Below are 19,209 nucleotides of genomic sequence, written 5' to 3' on the forward strand. Positions count from 1 at the left end.
CACGCTTCAAAAGCATAATCGCACCGTTTACCTATTTATGGATGAAGGACTATAGCCCTATTTAAAAAAATTTTCAGAAAAATATCGCAAAATAGTTGCAATCTAAAAACCCTGTTATATAATACATATTAGAGTTATTGATTCTGTACTATAACAAAGGGGTGAAGACAGAAAATGTCGACACAAACTACAGGAATTGAAATTGTAGGCAGCATGAAAAGCGGATACGAAGAAATTTTGACACCAGAGGCCCTTGATTTTGTAGAGCGGCTAGAAAGGCATTTTGGCGAGCGTCGGGTGGAATTGCTGGCAGCCCGGGAAAAGCGCCAGGCAGAAATCAACGCTGGCAAGCTTCCGGATTTCCTGCCAGAAACGAAGCATATCCGTGAAAGCGAGTGGAGAATCGCACCGTTGCCAAAGGATTTGCAGGATCGCCGGGTGGAAATCACGGGTCCGACTGACAGGAAGATGGTCATTAACGCACTTAATTCCGGAGCGAAAATCTTCATGGCAGACTGCGAGGATTCGACTTCGCCGACATGGGAAGCGATTGTGGAAGGCCAGATCAATCTGAGGGATGCTGTCAACCGGACAATCTCTTTTGAAAATCCCAATGGAAAAAAGTATCAATTGAATGAAAAAACGGCTGTTTTAATGGTTCGCCCACGAGGCTGGCACCTAGAGGAAAAACATGTATTGCTCGATGGCAACCCGATTTCCGGCGGATTATTCGATTTTGCGATGTACTTTTTCCATAATGCGAAAAAGCTGGTGGAGCAGGGCACAGGCCCATACTTCTACCTTCCTAAGATGGAGAGCCACCTCGAAGCGCGCCTATGGAATGATGTGTTCGTTTATGCACAGAACTATCTTGGCATTCCACAGGGAACGATTAAAGCAACTGTTTTGATCGAAACGATTCTGGCTTCATTCGAAATGAATGAGATTTTATATGAACTGAAAGAGCACTCCGCTGGCTTGAACTGCGGAAGATGGGATTATATTTTCAGCTATCTGAAAAAACTGCGATCACAGGATGATGTAATTTTACCGGATCGCTCACAAGTGACGATGACGGTTCCGTTCATGAGGTCATACTCCTTGCTGACAATCCAGACATGCCACCGCCGCAAGGCACCGGCAATGGGCGGCATGGCGGCGCAAATCCCGATTAAAAATGATGAGGAAGCAAATGCTGAGGCATTCGCAAAGGTGCAGGCTGACAAAGAACGCGAAGCCCGTGATGGACATGACGGCACATGGGTCGCACATCCAGGTCTGGTACCGGTAGCGATGGAGGCATTCAATAAAGAAATGCCGCAGCCGAACCAGATTGAATCAGGAAAGCAGATGGATGTGGAGGTAAAAGCAGCTGACCTGCTTGCTGTACCAGAAGGCACGATAACAGAAGCGGGCGTGCGAATGAACATCAATGTCGGCATCCAATATGTGGCCAGCTGGCTGAATGGCCGCGGCGCAGCGCCAATCCATAATCTGATGGAGGACGCTGCCACAGCGGAAATCTCCAGGGCCCAGCTGTGGCAATGGATTCGCCATCCAAAAGGAGTTCTTGAAGATGGGCGCAAAGTGACAGTTGAAATGTATCAGGAACTGAAGGAAGAGGAGCTTGAGAAAATCAAGCTGGAAGTCGGCGATGCGGTATTTGAGAACGGAAAATTTGAGCAGGCAGCAGGGCTGTTTGATCAGTTGATTTTAAATGACGAATTCGTTGAGTTTTTAACATTGCCTGGCTATCAGGCTTTAGCTTAATAGATTGATAGATTCATATAAACCAAACATTAGGAGGAACAAAAATGACTCAAGATCGTATAAAGCAATTGCAGGAAAGCTGGGAATTGGATGGCAGATGGGCAGGAGTGGAAAGAACGTATTCTGCGGAGGATGTCATCAAGCTTCGCGGTTCGATTGATATCGAGTATACACTGGCTCGCCGCGGTGCGGAAAAGCTGTGGAAGCTTGTAAATGAAGAAGACTTCGTCAATGCACTTGGCGCTTTGACTGGCAACCAGGCAGTCCAGCAGGTAAAAGCAGGACTGAAGGCGATTTATCTGAGCGGCTGGCAAGTTGCAGCGGACGCGAACCTTTCCGGAAATATGTATCCTGACCAGAGCTTGTACCCTGCGAACAGTGTTCCAGCGGTAGTTAAGCGCATCAACCAGGCGCTGCAGCGTGCTGACCAGATTACTCATGGAGAAGGCGACGATTCGATCGACTGGTTCGCACCGATCGTGGCTGATGCCGAGGCAGGATTCGGCGGCCAGTTGAACGTGTTCGAACTAATGAAGGGCATGATCGAAGCGGGTGCGGCAGGCGTTCACTTCGAGGATCAGCTTTCCTCTGAAAAGAAATGCGGACACCTTGGTGGAAAAGTACTGCTTCCTACACAGACAGCAGTCCGTAACCTGATTGCCGCCCGACTTGCGGCAGATGTCATGGGCACGCCAACTTTGATTGTAGCTCGTACTGATGCGAACGCTGCTGATTTAATCACGAGCGATGTAGATCCATATGATGCTCCGTTCATCACTGGTGATAGGACTCCTGAAGGATTCTTCCGTGTGAAGGCTGGCCTTGACCAGGCAATCGCACGCGGCTTGGCTTATGCTCCATATGCTGACCTTGTCTGGTGTGAAACTTCCGAGCCTGATTTAGATGAAGCTCGCCGTTTTGCTGAAGCAATTCATGAAAAGTTCCCTGGCAAGCTGCTTGCTTACAACTGCTCACCATCATTCAACTGGAAGAAAAAGCTGGACGACGAAACAATCGCGAAGTTCCAGGTTGAGCTTGGCAAGATGGGCTACAAGTTCCAATTCGTTACACTTGCAGGCTTCCATGCATTGAACCACAGCATGTTCGAACTGGCGCGCGGCTACAAAGAGCGCGGCATGGCTGCATACTCCGAGCTGCAGCAGGCTGAATTCGCAAGCGAACAGCACGGCTACACAGCAACAAGACACCAGCGCGAAGTCGGAACAGGCTACTTCGATGATGTATCAATGGTCATTTCCGGTGGAACTTCCTCAACGACTGCACTAAAAGGATCTACGGAAGAAGCGCAGTTCACCACTTCTTGATTACGGGTTTTCTATTCGCCTGGGCTCTCCAACTCAGGCGAAGATTCACCATAGTAGGTTTTGATTTTTTTACCTTGCATTCTCCTATTTGTTTCCTTCTCTTCGCTGCGAAGAGGAGGTTTTTTTTGCTCAAAATAGGTTAACCTTAAACTAGCACAGACAAATGGGCGGGAACATACATAGTATTAGTGGAAGTATGCTGCTATATTTGCGATCATGGACAGAAATGGAGCAGCGGTGTGGCTTTAGTCCGTCATGGAGATTATGATGGACAAAAATCGAAGGAAAAGTGAAAGAAGTGTCCGTCATAAAAGAGTGGGAAAGCAGAGCTTTAACTCAAGAGGCTGAGAAAAGGTTAAGATAAGAGTAAATACGGAAGCTGTATTAAGTTGGGGGTGGATCGGTTTGAACAACAGCAAGTTGGATGATTATTTACAGCAGGGGATCCATGGGGCGAAGCAGACGAAGCCTGATGAGAGAAGGAGATTCCTGACGACCTTGAGGGAGCGTGTGGTCATTGCGCTGACTCAGGGGCAGGTGATGAAGAAGGGTGTGGAGCCGCAGGTCGTGCAGCTGATGGAAGAAAACCCGAAGGCCCATCTTTTTCTGAATGGGAATATTTCATATCCATATTTGTCAGAGTACATCAAAGCGGCTGAAAAACGCGGCATCGAGTTTACGATTGTTACCAACAAAGATTATGATTCCGAGCTTGGCCTGGTTTTGGCACATGACTATGCGATTGATAAAGAGGAGATTTATCTCACGGAAAAAGTCAGCCCAATTGCATCACCTGTTCAGTTGAAGGAGAAAAAGGGCTTCTTTTCAAAGTTGTTCAAAAGGTAGGGTGAAGAGAGCGGCCTCAATTCAGGCGGCTCTTTTATTCTTTTTTTCTGCGATCACCCACCTCTCATGTTAAAATAGTACAAACAGCAAGGCTTGTATTGCTTTAACGCGGAAAACTTTGCTATGATCATTATTATTGTCTGACGATTTAAAATGGAGGTGTTTATATGTCAAGGATTTCAGAGGATCAGGTGAAGCATGTCGCACACCTGGCGAGGCTGGCGATTAACGAGGAAGAGGCGCAAATGCTGACAGACCAGCTGGATAAAATCATTACCTACGCAGAACAGTTGAATGAGCTGAATACGCATAATGTTGAACCGACTGCTCATGTGCTTGAGATAAAGAATGTCATGCGCGAGGATCGTGCCGAAAAGGGCCTTCCGCGCGAAGAGGTTTTAAAGAATGCGCCTGAGCACCAGGATGGGCAGATCAAAGTACCTGGAATTATGGAGTAGGAGGACCAGCAATGAGTTTATTCGAACATAAGATTTCGGAGCTTCATGAGTTTTTACATAAAAAAGAGCTTAGCGTTTCCGACCTGGTCGACGAATCGTTCAAGCGGATTGGCGATGTCGAAGGCAAGGTCCAGGCGTTTTTGACATTGGATGAAGAAAATGCCAGAGCAGCAGCGAAAGCGTTGGATGAGAAGGCAGTGCAGAACGCTCCAACCAATGCATTATACGGCCTGCCAATTGGAATCAAGGACAATATCGTAACAAATGGCCTGCGCACGACGGCAGCGAGCAAGATTCTCGAAAACTTCAATCCTATTTACGATGCGACGGTCATCCAGAAGCTGAAACAGGCCGATACGGTGACCATCGGCAAGCTGAACATGGACGAGTTTGCGATGGGGTCATCGAATGAAAACTCCGGCTTCAAAAAGACGCTTAACCCTTGGAACCTTGAGCGTGTACCAGGTGGGTCTTCCGGTGGGTCCGCAGCTTCAGTCGCCGGAGGTGAAGTGCTGTTTTCGCTTGGTTCTGATACAGGCGGATCAATCCGACAGCCGGCATCGTTCTGTGGAGTGGTTGGCATGAAGCCTACATATGGCCTCGTTTCCCGTTTCGGATTGATTGCCTTCGCGTCATCTTTGGACCAAATCGGCCCGATCACACGAAATGTTGAAGACAATGCATTTTTGTTAAAAGCAATTGCGGGTCACGATGAGATGGATTCCACCTCTGCAAAAGTGGACATCCCTGACTATATCGGTTCCCTGTCTGGCGATATAAAAGGAATGAAGATTGCCGTTCCAAAGGAATATCTTGGTGAGGGTGTCGACGAAGAGGTCCGTAAATCGGTTATGGATGCACTCGAAGTCCTTGAGCGACTTGGAGCGACATATGAAGAGGTTTCCCTGCCGCATTCCAAGTATGCCTTGGCTACTTATTATCTATTATCTTCATCCGAAGCGTCTGCGAACCTAGCGCGCTTTGATGGCGTGCGCTACGGCTACCGCACACCGAACGCCGAGAATCTGATCGATATGTATAAAAAGACTCGTGCAGAAGGCTTCGGTGAGGAAGTAAAGCGACGGATCATGCTTGGTACGTTTGCGCTCAGCTCTGGTTATTATGATGCGTATTATAAAAAAGCCCAGAAGGTCCGTACGCTGATCAAGCAGGACTTTGAAAAAGTATTCGAACAATATGATGTTATTATTGGACCGACAACGCCAACTGCTGCTTTCAAACTTGGCGAGAATACAAGGGACCCGATGACAATGTATGTGAATGATATTTTAACGATTCCAGTCAATCTTGCAGGTGTGCCGGCCATTTCAGTTCCGTGCGGATTTGACAAAGGCCTGCCGCTTGGATTGCAGATTATCGGCCGCCATTTCGATGAAAGCACAGTATATAAGGTTGCCCATGCATTCGAGCAGGCAACAGAATTCCATAAACAACAACCTGAACTGTAAAGGGGTGAAAACGATGAAGTTTGAAACGGTAATTGGACTTGAGGTCCATGTTGAATTAAAAACAGATTCGAAAATCTTTTCGGCGAGCCCGAACCATTTTGGTGCCGAGCCGAATACAAATACAACCGTAATCGACCTGGGCTATCCGGGTGTACTGCCGGTCGTGAATAAGAAAGCAGTCGATTACGCTATGAAAGCCGCTATGGCTTTGAACTGTGAAATTGCAGAACATACGAAATTCGACCGGAAGAACTATTTTTACCCGGACAATCCGAAAGCCTACCAGATTTCCCAGTTCGATAAGCCGATTGGTGAAAATGGTTGGATCGAAATTGAGGTCAATGGCTATAAAAAGAAAATCGGAATTACCCGCATTCATATGGAAGAGGATGCAGGAAAACTGACGCACGGCAATGGCTATTCGCTAGTGGACTATAACCGCCAGGGAACGCCGCTCGTAGAGATCGTATCGGAGCCCGATATTCGCACTCCTGACGAAGCTTATGCCTATCTTGAGAAGTTGAAGTCCATTATCCAATACACCGGCGTATCGGATTGCAAGATGGAAGAAGGTTCACTTCGCTGTGATGCGAACATCTCCATCAGGCCAGTCGGACAGGAGGAATTCGGAACGAAAACCGAACTCAAGAACCTGAATTCCTTCAACTTTGTCCGAAAAGGCCTTGAATACGAAGAAAAACGGCAGGAAGAGGAAATCCTGGCTGGTCGCGAAATCCAGCAGGAAACACGCCGCTACGATGATGCGTCGAACACTACTATCTTAATGCGTGTAAAAGAAGGATCGGATGATTATCGATATTTCCCTGAACCGGACCTGCCTGATCTTTACATTGATGAAGAGTGGAAGGCGAGAGTCCGTGCAAAAATTCCAGAGCTTCCGGATAAGCGCAAGAAGCGATATATCGAGGAGATGGGACTGCCGGCGTATGATGCAGAGGTATTGACCGTATCGAAAGAGATGGCAGACTTCTTTGAATCTGTCGTCAAAGCTGAGGCCGATCCAAAACAGGCTTCTAACTGGCTGATGGGCGAGTTCTCTGCCTATATGAAGTCTGAATCGAAAGAACTGCATGAAACAGCATTGACTCCTGAAGCGCTTGCCGGCTTGGTCAAGCTGATCGAGAACGGCACGATTTCTTCCAAGATCGCCAAACAGGTATTCAAGGAATTGGTTGAAAAAGGCGGCGATCCAGAGCAGATCGTCAAAGAGAAGGGGCTTGTGCAAATTTCTGATGAAGGTGCGCTGCTAAAAATCATCACCGAAATCATCGACGCCAACCCGCAATCCGTCGAAGACTTCAAAGGCGGAAAGGACAAAGCAAAAGGTTTCCTTGTCGGCCAGATCATGAAAGCGACAAAAGGCCAGGCAAACCCGCCACTGGTAAACAAATTGCTTGTTGAAGAATTGAATAAGAGATAATAGCGAAAGCTGGCGAACCAATCGCCAGCTTTTTTGTCGATATTTCCCGGGAAAGGGGGATACGGCTAATGAAGAATAAACCTATAAATGCAAATTTCTACAAACATACTAAGCATTAGACAGAACCAAGGGTAAGCCATTTGCAAAAGACTAAAGTTTGATTCCATTGTTTTAAATTTATTCTCAATAATTTTATATCAAAAATTCTTGTTTAACTGAGCCTTCAACAAAAAATCCATAAGGGATTTTTAAGAAATATTTAATGGTACAAAGGAGTTTACCGCCAAACAATGGAATATGTAGTGTGTGTATTATTTATGCGGAGGAAAACCATGAAAGCACAATTGAAGCAAAACAGTTACATGCAGTCCTATGTTTCCTACTTACTGAAAAATGGATTCACTGTTGCTCACGATGATTATCATTTATTCTCGACAAAAGATTTCCCAAGAAGTGATGAGTACTTTGAATATGAAATGTCGCTTAAAAGAAGTGAATTTATCCAAATCGAATATATGCATAAAGGACAAAAACAAACGAGCCCTTTCAAGGATTTCATGGAACACTCTGGAACCACAGCTCTCATTCTTATTAAAGATGATCAGATATATTATGAAGATTATTTTAACGGCTATAATAGAGAAACCCCTCACAAACTTTTCTCTATTACGAAATCATATATGTCTGCCTTATTGGGAATTGTCGTGAATGAAGGGTTAATTCACATTGATGATCCGATTAATGCCTATATTCCTGAATTGAAGTTGAAAAATATGACGATCAAGCAACTATTACAAATGGAATCAGGTATTAAATATAAGGAAGGTCTCTTTCCTTGGAGCGATGAAGCAAAGGTTTATTTACATCCAAATGCTAGAGAGCTGGCATTATCAGTAGTGGAGGATTCAAGCGGATCGTTTTTTCACTATAATGATTATCACCTGCTAATTTTGGGGCTGATTCTTGAAAGAGTTACAGGTAAAACGGTGTCAGAATACATGTACCAACGGCTACTCAGTAAAATGGGTTTGGAGTTTCAAAGCCACTGGATTCTAGATAGTGAGAAACATGCTTTTGAAAAAACTGAAAGTGGACTTGTCATGACAGCCATTGATTTGGCGAAGTTTGGCTCCTTGTATCTTAATCAAGGGAAGTGGCAGGGAGAACAGCTTATTAACCCAGAGTGGATCAAGGAATCTACTAGTCCTGAAAATGTCATATCCGACAGGCAATATTTCCATTATTATAATAATCATCCTTGGGGAAAAATGTGGTTCAAACAAAATAAAGCGTATTATAAATATTTGTGGTGGGGACATAAAAATCTGGAAGAAAATAATGATTATTTTGCATTAGGAAACTTAGGGCAAGTACTTTATATTAGTCCAAAAAACAATGCAATCGCAATTCGTCTTGGGGAAAAGTGGGGAGTAAAGGATTGGTGGCCTTCCATTTTATATAAACTAATAAATAACCAAGTTTTTGCAAAGTAATGGAATTCTGTTGGGGTTGTTCAGCCAATTAAACTTTAATACAGTAAAAAAAAAAAGTATCAGGCTTTTCTCCTGCCTCCTCGGGAATGTCGAACTTTTCTGACTCTCCACGTGGAACATTCACCAGGGAAAATCCGATATTGAACGTTTTAAATAGGAAATTCTCGTAAATACAATACAAAAATGCCACAGAGTTGAAATGTCTGTGGCATCTTTACTAATATTACGATTTTAAGTTTTCAACACTCATATCGAATTCTTTCTCAATCTCAGGGTTTGGTCTATAAGTTACCATGCTGACAACCACTGAAATGATCAGGTTGATTATGAAACCTGGTACGATTTCGTACATGACACTGCTGAGGCCGACATTGCTCCAGATGACGACAGTGGCTGCACCGGCGATCATACCGAGGATTGCGCCCCAGTTGGTCATCTTTTTCCAGTACAGGCTAAGCAGGATGATTGGTCCGAAGGCTGCACCGAAGCCTGCCCATGCGTAGGCAACGAGGCCAAGGATGGTGTCGTTCTGTACCCAGGCAAGGGAAGCAGCGATGATCGCTACAACTAGTACTGCCATACGTCCGAAAAATACATACTGCTTATCGGATTTTTCTTTTTTGAATAAGATTTTGTACAAATCCTCCGTCAGTGCGCTCGATGTAACGATCAGCTGGGAAGAGATCGTGCTCATGATTGCGGCAAGAACAGCAGCAAGCATAAGTCCGGCGAACAATGGATGGAAGAATAATTGTCCAAGCTCGATGAAGACGGCCTCTGGATTATCCAGTTTGATATCTGGATTCTGTGTAAAATAAGCAAGACCAATCAATGCAGTCAGAATGGTGCCGATCAGTGAGAAAATCATCCAGCCCATGCCGATTCTTCTGGCGCTTTTTGTTTCTTTTACGGTGGTAATCGCCATGAAGCGGGTGAGGATATGCGGCTGGCCGAAGTACCCGAGGCCCCATGCCGCAGTTGAAATGATGCCAAGAACTGTAGTGCCTTTGAACAAGTCAAGCAGGGTTGGGTCGATTGCCCGGATGGTTTCGAACGTTTCTGCCGGGCCGCCGGTTTTCCCGAAGCCGATGATTGGAACGAGAAGCAGGGCGAAGAGCATCATCATTCCCTGGATGAAATCGGTGTAGCTTACTGCCAGGAAGCCGCCGAATAGTGTGTAAGCCACTACGACTGCAGAAACAAGCAATAAGCCGGTATGGTAATCAAGGTCGAATGAACTTTGGAAGAAAACAGCTCCGGCGACCATTCCGGAGGAAACGTAGAAAGTAAAAAATAGAAGAATAACAATTCCGGATACAATTCTCAATAGCTTTGTATCATCTTTAAACCGGTTTTCAAGGAAGCTTGGAATCGTGATGGAGTCATTCGCGACATGCGTGTATGAGCGAAGTCGAGGTGCTACATAAAGCCAGTTGAGATAAGCGCCAACGGTCAATCCAATGGCAATCCATGCATTCGCTAAACCGCTTACATAAATTCCCCCTGGAAGACCCATCAAGAGCCAGCCGCTCATGTCAGCCGCACCTGCGCTTAGCGCTGTGACTGCCGGACCAAGCGATCTGCCGCCAAGCATGTAGTCAGTCAGATTGCTCGTTTTTCTGTAGGAATACCAGCCGATATAAAGCATCGCGCCCATGTAAATCCCGATGGCAATGATTTGATACATTTCATTGGACATAATCTTTCCCCCTTTGTTATTGTGAAAAAATATTAAAAAAATATTGCTAATACAATTAATATTCTATCATTTCAATTGAATGATTAACAATCTATTTTTTTGCTAAAAAAGCTATTCCATAAATAGTAATTTACTTTATTAATATATCTATAGGAAATAACAAAACCATGGTTGGGCAACCATGGTTTTTCGTCAGAAGTTTTTAGGGGGCAGGCGGTCTCCCTTCACTTTTTTATCGTTAATCTTCGGTTCTATGCCTTTGAAGAAGTTCTGCAGATTTGAACGGTGCAGGAAAATTAAAAATATAATAAAAGCAGTGAAAATAAGCGGTTCATTGATGTCTGGAGAGAAGAGCGAATAAATGAACATTGCGATTCCAACCGAGATGGATCCCATAAAAACATATTTCGAAACAAAAATCACGGCGAAAAATGTCACGTAAACGGCCAGGAACATTCCAAAATCAACGATCAGCAGAGCCCCTGCCGTCGTCGCGATAGCCTTGCCGCCCCGGAATCCCGCAAAAATCGGGAAGCAGTGTCCGATGACCCCAATCAATCCGGCATACAAAGGTTCAACCGGGATATTGAAAATCAGCGGGAGGGAGGCAGCTAGCATTCCTTTTGCCACATCAATCAGCAGGACAACGGTGGCAGCTCTTTTGCCCATCACCCGCAGTGTATTGGTGGCGCCGGGATTTTTGCTGCCATGGTCCCTGATATCCACATGGAAAAAATATTTGCCGACCAATAAAGCTGTCGGAATCGAGCCAATTAAGTATGCAGCCAGGAGAATCAGCCAAATCATAAAAAGTCACCCTTTTATCTAAATTAAATGTTCTGATGGTTTTGCCTTCTGGGGTATTACCAATTTATGTAACCACCCTTCCTGTATTGTAAAAAATAAATGGTATGATTGAAAGAGTTTTTCTGAAAAATACGATAGTTAACACTTTGATTAAATACTATGTTTCTTTTTGGCAAATAGGTGTAAAGTAGTTTATGATATATCCGGGTCATTGCTTGGATTGAAAATATGAGCTATGATGTAAAATGATGGAATCAAAAACCATATTAAGTAGGATGATGGGTATGAAAAGAGCAAGAATCATTTATAATCCGACTTCGGGACGTGAAGTCTTTAAAAAGCATCTTGCCGAGGTTTTGGGGAAGCTGGAGAAAGCGGGCTATGAAACTTCCTGCCACGCAACGACATGTGAAGGGGATGCGACGCAGGCTGCGAGGATTGCGGTCGAGCGCCGTTATGACCTTGTGATTGCGGCTGGAGGCGATGGGACGATCAATGAAGTGGTCAATGGAATCGCCGAGCAGGAATATCGCCCTAAAATTGGCGTCATTCCAGTTGGCACAACGAATGACTTTGCCCGCGCACTGCATATCCCACGGGATATCGAGGCAGCGGTCGACATCATTGTAAAAGGTGAAACAATCCCGGTTGATGTAGGCCGGATCAACGATAAATATTTCATTAATATTGCAGGGGGCGGCAGGCTGACTGAGCTGACATACGAAGTTCCAAGCAAGCTCAAGACGATGCTGGGACAGCTTGCATACTATTTAAAAGGCATCGAGATGCTGCCATCGATCCGTGCATCTGAAGTGTCGATTGAATACGATGGCAAGCTGTATGAAGGCGAGGTCATGATGTTCCTCGTCGGGCTGACGAACTCTGTCGGCGGCTTTGAACGCCTGGCACCGCATTCATCGATCAATGACGGCTTGTTCTCGCTGTTGATTTTGAAGAAGACGAATCTGGCTGATTTCATTAGGATTGCTTCACTGGCAGTCCGTGGCGAGCACATTAATGATCCTGGCGTAATTTACACGCAGGCCAACCGGATCAAGGTGCATTCGAAGGAAACCGTCCAGCTGAATCTCGACGGAGAATACGGAGGAAACCTTCCAGCCGAATTCGAAAACCTGTTCAGGCACATCGAAGTCTACGTGCCGCTCGACGAAATCCGTCCAGAAGATCGTCCGGAGAACCTGGAATTGAACTTTAAAGCAGAATAAATGGAAACCACTCCTAGGTTGGAGTGGTTTTTTTGCATTTTGAAAAAGGGTATAGAAGGATATTCCTTAGAATTACAGATATATTCTTTAAACCAACAGTTATACTATATTCCTGAAATTATTCCTAAATCAAAAATTATTGTTGAATGCGACCTATTTTTTGCAAGGTACCAATGAAGCTTTGGTATGCGGTGATATGAAAAATTTGCCTGAAAAACATAATTGGAAGAAAATAATAGATAATATGAAAAAAAGGATGTGGATACATAATGGGGAAGAAGGCGTTAATCAATATCGACTATACGTATGACTTTGTGGCGGATGATGGACGGCTGACTTGCGGGGATCCGGGCCAGGCAATTGAAGAGAATCTGGTTGGCGTGACGAAGGAATTCATCAAGAATGGTGATTATGTTGTTTTCACGATCGATGTCCATGATGAGGGGGATGAGTTCCATCCGGAGACAAAATTGTACCCGCCTCATAATATCCGCGGCACAAGGGGAAGAGATTTGTACGGCAGCCTTCAAGAGGTTTATGAAGAAAACAAGCATCTGGACCATGTTTACTATATCGACAAAACGAGGTATTCAGCATTCGCCGGTACGGACTTGGAAATGAAGCTGCGCGAGCGAGGCATCACGGAGGTGCATCTCGTCGGTGTATGTACGGATATTTGCGTGCTGCATACAGCGCTTGATGCTTACAATAAGGGCTTTAAGGTTATAGTGTATAAAAATGCGGTGGCTTCTTTCGACCAGGTCGGCCATGAATGGTCGCTCCGTCATTTCGAGAGCTCGATTGGGGCAGAAGTCAGGTAGATATCGCACGTGGTTATGGGATGGAAAGCGGTAAAAGGATAAGCAATTTTCCGTGTTTTAGGTTATAACGAAATCCATGCATTAGCCACGATGAATTAGATGCAGTTAATTTGGAGGTTTTTTGATGAGTACGAAATTCACAGATGATAGCTTGATGCTCCATACGGACTTATACCAGTTAAATATGATGGAAACTTACTGGCGTGATGGCGTCCATAATCGCCGGGCGGTGTTTGATTTGTTTTTCCGCAAGCTTCCATTCGGCAATGGTTACGCCGTTTTTGCCGGTCTTGAAAAAATCATCCAGTACATCGAGAAATTTGGCTTTACAGAGGATGATATTCAGTATTTAAGAGAGGAAGGAAAGTTTGGTGAAGATTTCCTAGCCTTTTTAAAAGATTTGAAATTCACTGGCTCGATCCGTTCCATGCAGGAGGGTGAGATTGTTTTTGCCAATGAGCCGTTGATTCGGGTGGATGCTCCGCTTGCTGAAGCCCAGTTGATTGAGACAGCGCTTCTCAACATTGTCAACTACCAGACATTGATTGCGACAAAGGCTTCCCGCATCAAGCAGGTGGTGAAGTCTGAAGTGGCGATGGAGTTCGGTACGCGCCGGGCGCATGAGCTGGATGCGGCGCTCTGGGGCACCCGCGCTGCCTATATCGGAGGATTCGACTCGACCAGTAATGTACGTGCGGGCAAGCTGTTCGGGATTCCAACTGCCGGGACTCATGCGCATTCCATGGTTCAGGCCTACAAGGATGACTATACCGCTTTTAAAAAATACGCTGAAACGCATAAGGACTGCGTATTCCTTGTTGATACGTACGATACGCTAAGGTCCGGTGTGCCGAACGCCATCAAGGTTGCCAGGGAATTTGGCGACAAAATCAACTTCATCGGGATCCGCCTCGACAGCGGTGACCTTGCGTATCTTTCAAAGGAAGCACGCAAAATGCTGGATGAAGCAGGGTTTAAGGATGCAAAAATCGTTGCTTCCAGTGACCTGGATGAATACACGATCATGAACCTGAAAGCCCAGGGCGCAAAAATTGATATTTGGGGAGTAGGCACAAAGCTCATTACTGCCTATGAACAGGCTGCGCTTGGCGCTGTTTATAAAATCGTTTCAGTTGAGCAGTCCGATGGAAGGATGGAGGACACCATCAAGATTTCCTCGAATCCTGAAAAAGTGACGACGCCTGGAATCAAAAATGTGTACAGGATCATCAACAAAGCCAATAACCGTTCTGAGGGGGACTACATCACAATCGAGGGTGAAAATCCTCAGCAGGAAAAGCGCCTGAAAATGTTCCACCCGGTCCATACGTTCATCAGTAAGTTCGTCACCAATTTTGATGCACGGGATTTGCATCATGACATTTTTACGGATGGCAAGCTGGTGTATGAACAGCCGAGCCTTGAAGAAGTCCGCAAGCATTCAACCTACTGCCTCGGCGTGCTTTGGGAAGAATACACGCGCATGCTTAATCCTGAAGAATACCCTGTGGACCTCAGCCAGAAATGCTGGGACAACAAGATGCGCAATATAGAAGAAGTGAAAGAAAAGGTCATGGAGATGACTGGAGAGAATATCTAATCATGTAGGCTGCTTTCCTGAGGGGGAGGCAGCCTTTTTATGCCCTTGTAAAATACCTGTTTTTTCCAAAGGGATTTTCTCTATGGATAAAGAATTATTAGAGAATCAATCTTTTGTTAAGGGTGTTGCCGTGTGAATGACCAGAAGTGCAAGGTGGATTATGAGCAATTCATTCCAAGAGAAACGGGCTTTATATTTAAGTTCGAAAAGAAAGACAACACCTTCATTCATACCTTTATTGAGGGCAAACTGATCGAAAAAGTCGGTCTTTACCCTGAATTAATTGTGGGGAAAACCTTGTTTGAATTCCTTCCGGCCGAACAGGCACTCCGTAAGGAAGCTTTTTATGAAAAAGCCTGGAACGGGGAACATGTGAACTATGAAGGGAGCTTAGGCGGAATCCACTACCTGGCTGTACTGAATCCCGTCAGGCAAAGCGGAGTGACTGTGGAGGTAATTGGGACGACGATCGACATCACAAAGGAAAAAGCGAGAGAAAAGCATGTCCAGCAGATGGAGAAGCTTTCTGTAGTTGGTGAATTGGCGGCAGGGATTGCACATGAAATCCGAAATCCGCTCACATCCCTGAAAGGTTTTGCGAAAATCGTCAAAGAAAGCGTGTCTGACACGAATTTAGTGCCGTACCTGGACATCATGCTGGATGAGATGGACAGGATCAATGAAATCGTAAATGAGTTCATGTTCATTGCGAAACCAAGTGAACATGTTAATTTTCAGAAAACCAATCTTAATCAGCTATTACAGGAATGCATCCACTTCATGGCACCGCAGGCCAACCTGAAAAGTATTGAAATAGGGCTGCAGTCCGATTCGAAAATCATCTTGAATTGTGACCGTAAACAAATGAAACAGGTTCTGATTAATTTGCTGCAAAACGCGATTGAGGCGACAGAGGACAGCGGACATCTCATTGAAGTTAGGCTTGAAGAAATGGAGACGGATTCTGTTATGGTGACAATCATCGATAAAGGCTGCGGAATTTCGGAATCAAGGATCAACAGGCTGTTCGAACCGTTTTATTCAACAAAGGAAAAAGGGACCGGTCTGGGGCTGATCACCTGCAAGCGGATCATCGACCTCCACAAGGGCCGTATTGATATCAAGAGCAAGCTTGGCGAAGGCACAACGATCAAAATCTGTCTGCCAAGATTACTGGGTATAGAATCGGAAAAATAATTTGTGCTTTGCTCCTAACCGGGGCAGGGCATTTTTGCTGTTTATCTGTTACAATGAAAGAGTATTTCCTCATCACTCCCCCACTTTTTCTCACTGAAAGGAGCCACCACAATGCTGCAAAAAGCCCAAGAATTATTGCAAAATCATTTTGGCTATACTTCATTCCGCAGAGGGCAGGACCAGGCGATCACCTCTGTGCTTGAAGGAAAGAACACGGTCTGCGTCATGCCGACCGGCGGAGGTAAGTCGATCGTCTATCAAATTCCGGCACTCGTGCTGCCAGGGACGACCATTGTCATTTCGCCATTGATCTCTTTGATGAAGGACCAGGTGGACACGCTCATCCAGCACGGAATCCCGGCGACGTATATCAACAGTTCGCTGACTGCTGGAGAAGCTGCCAGCCGGATGGATGACGCCAGGAACGGAAAGTACAAGCTGTTGTATATCGCGCCAGAGCGGCTTGGATCCTGGGAGTTCATCGATGACCTGCAGGATATGGAAATCCCGCTGATTGCCGTCGATGAAGCGCACTGTATTTCGCAGTGGGGCCATGATTTCCGCCCGAGCTATCTGCAGATTTCGGGACTTGCGGACCGCCTGCCGAGAAAGCCGATCGTGCTCGCCTTGACGGCAACCGCGACACCTAAGGTAAGGGAAGACATCTGTGCCTCGCTAAAAATAAACCCTAAGAATACAGTGATCACAGGATTCGAGCGCAGCAACCTGAGCTTTTCCGTCGTGAAAGGCCAGGACCGCCAGGCATATTTAAAAGATTTCATCAAAAAGAATGAAAAGGAAGCAGGCATCATTTATGCGGCGACACGGAAGAATGTCGACCAGCTATATGAGTGGCTGCAGAAGGAAGGCTTCAATGCCACCCGCTATCACGCAGGAATGAATGATGAAGACCGGAACCGCGAACAGGAGCGTTTTTTACAGGACGAAGCTACCGTGATGGTTGCGACCTCAGCATTCGGGATGGGCATCGACAAAAGCAATATCCGCTATGTTCTCCATTTTCAGCTTCCGAAGAATATGGAGAGCTATTACCAGGAGGCAGGCCGTGCCGGCCGTGATGGCCTGGACAGTGAATGTGTCGTGCTGTATTCGTCCCAGGATGTCCAGGTGCAGCGCTTCTTGATTGACCAGTCCGCGGATCGTGAGCGGATTGCGCCTGAACTGGAAAAGCTTCAGCAAATGGTAGGCTATTGTCATACCGAAGAATGCCTGCAATCCTATATCCTCCATTATTTTGGCGAGAGTGATGCGGAGCCGTGCGGACGCTGCGGCAATTGTACCGACTCCCGTGAAACGGAGGATGTCACGAAGGATGCGCAGATGGTGCTGTCGTGCATCATCCGGATGGGCCAGAAATACGGCAAGGCAATGACGGCGAATGTTTTGACCGGCTCGCGAAATAAGAAGGTGCTTGAGTTCCGGCTTGATAAACTGCCGACGTACGGTCTGATGAAGAATCGGAGCACGAAGCAGGTGAATGATTTGATCGAGTTCCTGATTTCGCAGGAACTGATTGGTGTCGAGCACGGAACTTACCCAACGATTTATGTCCCTGAAAAAGGGAAGGATGTTTTGCTTGGAAAGACGAAGGTGTTCAGGAAGGAAGCAGTACGGGTCAAGCAGGTTTCAAACGATGATCCGTTATTTGAAGAACTGCGGGAGTTGCGGCGTGAGATTGCCTCTGCGGAAAAAGTGCCTCCATTTGTGATTTTCTCCGATTCCTCTCTGAAGGATATGTGCCTGAAGCTGCCGCTGACGGATGGAGAATTCCTCGGTGTGGCTGGAGTAGGAGAGCATAAATTACAGAAGTACGGTGCACCTTTCATTGAGAGGATCATCGAGTTCTGCGAGGAGCACCCGGAGCGCCAGCCCGTGATGAATGCTGTTGCGGAGTCAGTGAAGAAACCGGCAAAGAAGGCCGTCGGAGATTCCCATCTAGAAACCTACAAGCTGCACCAGGAGAAACTGTCTGTGGCAGAAATTTCCGCCAGGCGCGAACTGGTGGAAAGCACAGTCGAAAATCACCTGATCCAATGCATCCAGCAGGGAATGGAAGTCGACTATGACGTGCTGATTCCTGCCAGGTTCATCGATGACCTGGAGCAGGCCGTGGCAGAAGCCGGCCGCGACAGGCTCAAGCCAATCAAGGAACTGCTGCCTGATGAGGTCAGTTATTTTATGATCAAGGCATTTTTGTATATGTCCAAAAAGAAGGTACATTAGGATGAGACGAAGCCAGGGGGCTTCGTCTTTTTTTGATGTTATCCACTTTGGCCAGGGAGGAGTTGTCAGTTCGGTCATAATGAAGTGATATGTTCCCGGTTTGGTGGGGAAAAGGGAAAACGACTCATATAAAAGAAGGATATGTGCCCGGTTAGGTGAAGAAAGGGAAAAACGGGTCAGATATAGCAATTTAGGCACTAATTCTTGACCTCGCAAGTATACGGGGGCACAAGATCTGGTTAATTTCCGGTAAGTCTTACTCTCTATCAGCATAAAATCCTATAACTTTACCAAGGTCAAACTAAAATAACACTTTTCAGAAAAATTAAAACTGGTAAAATATAACTAGTGCTAAAAAGAGGGCTGGTGTGAGAATGCATCCGATAACGGTTATTGAGATTTTAATGGCATTGGGTTTGCTCCTGCTGATTTTAGGTGTTGGTTATTTTTTGCCGCTCAGAAGGAGAAAAACTGCGATCAAGGTTGTCTTGATTGTATTAGTGCTGGAGCTGGCTTTCTTTGGAATCCGTCCTTTATGGATTGACTATCATCGTGGGATCAAAACGGATCAGCTGACTGAATACCTGGAGAAGAGGTATCCGGGAGAGGATTTCGAGATCAGTTATCGAACGAGCCGGAGCTATAATCCGTATCATCTGGAAGTCAGGTTCGCCAGTGAGCCGGGCTGGAGTTACGCTTATTCTGTCAACGAGGATGAAATCAAGCAGGTCGATATTGGGGTGCCGGATGCGGAACTGCCTGAAGAAGGCGTTCATTACGAGGATCTGGGAGATTGAGAGAAAGTTAGAATAG

General features: G+C 45.9%; 15 protein-coding genes. 13 read left to right on the forward strand and 2 right to left on the reverse strand.

All coding sequences use genetic code 11. The annotated features are described in order from the left end of the window. The first annotated feature begins 174 nt into the window (after positions 1–174). From aceB to ACNAZ4_RS18470, 7 genes are all read left to right on the forward strand, one after another. Positions 175–1,770 (forward strand): malate synthase A, encoded by a 1,596-nt coding sequence (gene aceB, locus ACNAZ4_RS18440; protein WP_415816827.1) that lies wholly within the window; start codon positions 175–177, stop codon positions 1,768–1,770. Between the two features lie 44 nt (positions 1,771–1,814). After that, on the forward strand, positions 1,815–3,095 hold the full coding sequence (gene aceA, locus ACNAZ4_RS18445) for an isocitrate lyase (protein ID WP_415816829.1): 1,281 nt from the start codon (positions 1,815–1,817) through the stop codon (positions 3,093–3,095). 405 nt (positions 3,096–3,500) lie between these two features. Further along, a complete protein-coding gene (locus ACNAZ4_RS18450) occupies positions 3,501–3,941 on the forward strand; it encodes a YueI family protein (protein WP_415816831.1) in 441 nt (146 codons plus the stop codon). Between the two features lie 167 nt (positions 3,942–4,108). After that, positions 4,109–4,399 carry an Asp-tRNA(Asn)/Glu-tRNA(Gln) amidotransferase subunit GatC gene (gatC, locus tag ACNAZ4_RS18455; protein ID WP_415816833.1) on the forward strand — a complete coding sequence of 97 codons (291 nt, stop codon included), beginning with the start codon at positions 4,109–4,111 and terminating at the stop codon, positions 4,397–4,399. An 11-nt stretch (positions 4,400–4,410) separates the two neighbouring features. Continuing rightward, positions 4,411–5,868 (forward strand): Asp-tRNA(Asn)/Glu-tRNA(Gln) amidotransferase subunit GatA, encoded by a 1,458-nt coding sequence (gene gatA / locus ACNAZ4_RS18460; RefSeq protein WP_415816835.1) that lies wholly within the window; start codon positions 4,411–4,413, stop codon positions 5,866–5,868. Positions 5,869–5,881: 13 nt separating this feature from the next. Continuing rightward, entirely contained in the window at positions 5,882–7,309 is a 1,428-nt protein-coding gene (gene gatB / locus ACNAZ4_RS18465; protein WP_415816837.1) for an Asp-tRNA(Asn)/Glu-tRNA(Gln) amidotransferase subunit GatB, read from the forward strand. A gap of 332 nt (positions 7,310–7,641) precedes the next feature. Then, entirely contained in the window at positions 7,642–8,802 is a 1,161-nt protein-coding gene (locus tag ACNAZ4_RS18470) for a serine hydrolase domain-containing protein (RefSeq protein WP_415816839.1), read from the forward strand. A gap of 223 nt (positions 8,803–9,025) precedes the next feature. On the opposite strand, the gene putP is transcribed toward ACNAZ4_RS18470, so the two are convergent. Together putP and plsY are read right to left on the reverse strand one after the other, a co-directional pair. Beyond that, positions 9,026–10,501 (reverse strand): sodium/proline symporter PutP, encoded by a 1,476-nt coding sequence (putP, locus tag ACNAZ4_RS18475; protein WP_415816841.1) that lies wholly within the window; start codon positions 10,499–10,501, stop codon positions 9,026–9,028. Between the two features lie 192 nt (positions 10,502–10,693). Continuing rightward, positions 10,694–11,308, reverse strand: coding sequence for a glycerol-3-phosphate 1-O-acyltransferase PlsY (gene plsY / locus ACNAZ4_RS18480; RefSeq protein WP_415816843.1), 615 nt, complete (start codon positions 11,306–11,308; stop codon positions 10,694–10,696). 284 nt (positions 11,309–11,592) lie between these two features. On the opposite strand from plsY, the gene ACNAZ4_RS18485 reads away from it, so the two are divergent. The 6 genes from ACNAZ4_RS18485 to ACNAZ4_RS18510 all read left to right on the forward strand — a co-directional run bounded on the left by ACNAZ4_RS18485 (position 11,593) and on the right by ACNAZ4_RS18510 (position 19,193). Then, positions 11,593–12,534 carry a diacylglycerol kinase gene (locus ACNAZ4_RS18485; protein ID WP_415816845.1) on the forward strand — a complete coding sequence of 314 codons (942 nt, stop codon included), beginning with the start codon at positions 11,593–11,595 and terminating at the stop codon, positions 12,532–12,534. 269 nt (positions 12,535–12,803) lie between these two features. Continuing rightward, positions 12,804–13,355 (forward strand): cysteine hydrolase family protein, encoded by a 552-nt coding sequence (locus ACNAZ4_RS18490; protein ID WP_415816847.1) that lies wholly within the window; start codon positions 12,804–12,806, stop codon positions 13,353–13,355. A 124-nt stretch (positions 13,356–13,479) separates the two neighbouring features. Continuing rightward, positions 13,480–14,955 (forward strand): nicotinate phosphoribosyltransferase, encoded by a 1,476-nt coding sequence (locus tag ACNAZ4_RS18495; protein WP_415816849.1) that lies wholly within the window; start codon positions 13,480–13,482, stop codon positions 14,953–14,955. A gap of 132 nt (positions 14,956–15,087) precedes the next feature. After that, positions 15,088–16,152 (forward strand): ATP-binding protein, encoded by a 1,065-nt coding sequence (locus tag ACNAZ4_RS18500; protein WP_415816851.1) that lies wholly within the window; start codon positions 15,088–15,090, stop codon positions 16,150–16,152. A gap of 111 nt (positions 16,153–16,263) precedes the next feature. Next, complete coding sequence (gene recQ / locus ACNAZ4_RS18505) at positions 16,264–18,396, forward strand: DNA helicase RecQ (RefSeq protein WP_415816853.1); 2,133 nt, start codon at positions 16,264–16,266, stop codon at positions 18,394–18,396. A 368-nt stretch (positions 18,397–18,764) separates the two neighbouring features. Next, positions 18,765–19,193: a hypothetical protein gene (locus tag ACNAZ4_RS18510; RefSeq protein WP_415816855.1), complete on the forward strand. Its 429-nt coding sequence runs from the start codon at positions 18,765–18,767 to the stop codon at positions 19,191–19,193. Positions 19,194–19,209 lie beyond the last annotated feature (16 nt).

Origin of the sequence: Mesobacillus thioparans, assembly GCF_965138835.1 — a bacterium.
GTDB lineage: Bacteria > Bacillota > Bacilli > Bacillales > Cytobacillaceae > Mesobacillus > Mesobacillus thioparans.

Excerpts from the sequence above, each read along its gene's own strand:
- aceB (WP_415816827.1), top strand. The coding sequence starts at position 175 with ATGTCGACACAAACTACAGGAATTGAAATTGTAGGCAGCATGAAAAGC.
- aceA (WP_415816829.1), top strand. The coding sequence starts at position 1,815 with ATGACTCAAGATCGTATAAAGCAATTGCAGGAAAGCTGGGAATTGGAT.
- gatC (WP_415816833.1), top strand. The coding sequence starts at position 4,109 with ATGTCAAGGATTTCAGAGGATCAGGTGAAGCATGTCGCACACCTGGCG.
- gatA (WP_415816835.1), top strand. The coding sequence starts at position 4,411 with ATGAGTTTATTCGAACATAAGATTTCGGAGCTTCATGAGTTTTTACAT.
- gatB (WP_415816837.1), top strand. The coding sequence starts at position 5,882 with ATGAAGTTTGAAACGGTAATTGGACTTGAGGTCCATGTTGAATTAAAA.
- ACNAZ4_RS18470 (WP_415816839.1), top strand. The coding sequence starts at position 7,642 with ATGAAAGCACAATTGAAGCAAAACAGTTACATGCAGTCCTATGTTTCC.
- putP (WP_415816841.1), bottom strand. The coding sequence starts at position 10,501 with ATGTCCAATGAAATGTATCAAATCATTGCCATCGGGATTTACATGGGC.
- plsY (WP_415816843.1), bottom strand. The coding sequence starts at position 11,308 with ATGATTTGGCTGATTCTCCTGGCTGCATACTTAATTGGCTCGATTCCG.
- ACNAZ4_RS18485 (WP_415816845.1), top strand. The coding sequence starts at position 11,593 with ATGAAAAGAGCAAGAATCATTTATAATCCGACTTCGGGACGTGAAGTC.
- ACNAZ4_RS18490 (WP_415816847.1), top strand. The coding sequence starts at position 12,804 with ATGGGGAAGAAGGCGTTAATCAATATCGACTATACGTATGACTTTGTG.
- ACNAZ4_RS18495 (WP_415816849.1), top strand. The coding sequence starts at position 13,480 with ATGAGTACGAAATTCACAGATGATAGCTTGATGCTCCATACGGACTTA.
- recQ (WP_415816853.1), top strand. The coding sequence starts at position 16,264 with ATGCTGCAAAAAGCCCAAGAATTATTGCAAAATCATTTTGGCTATACT.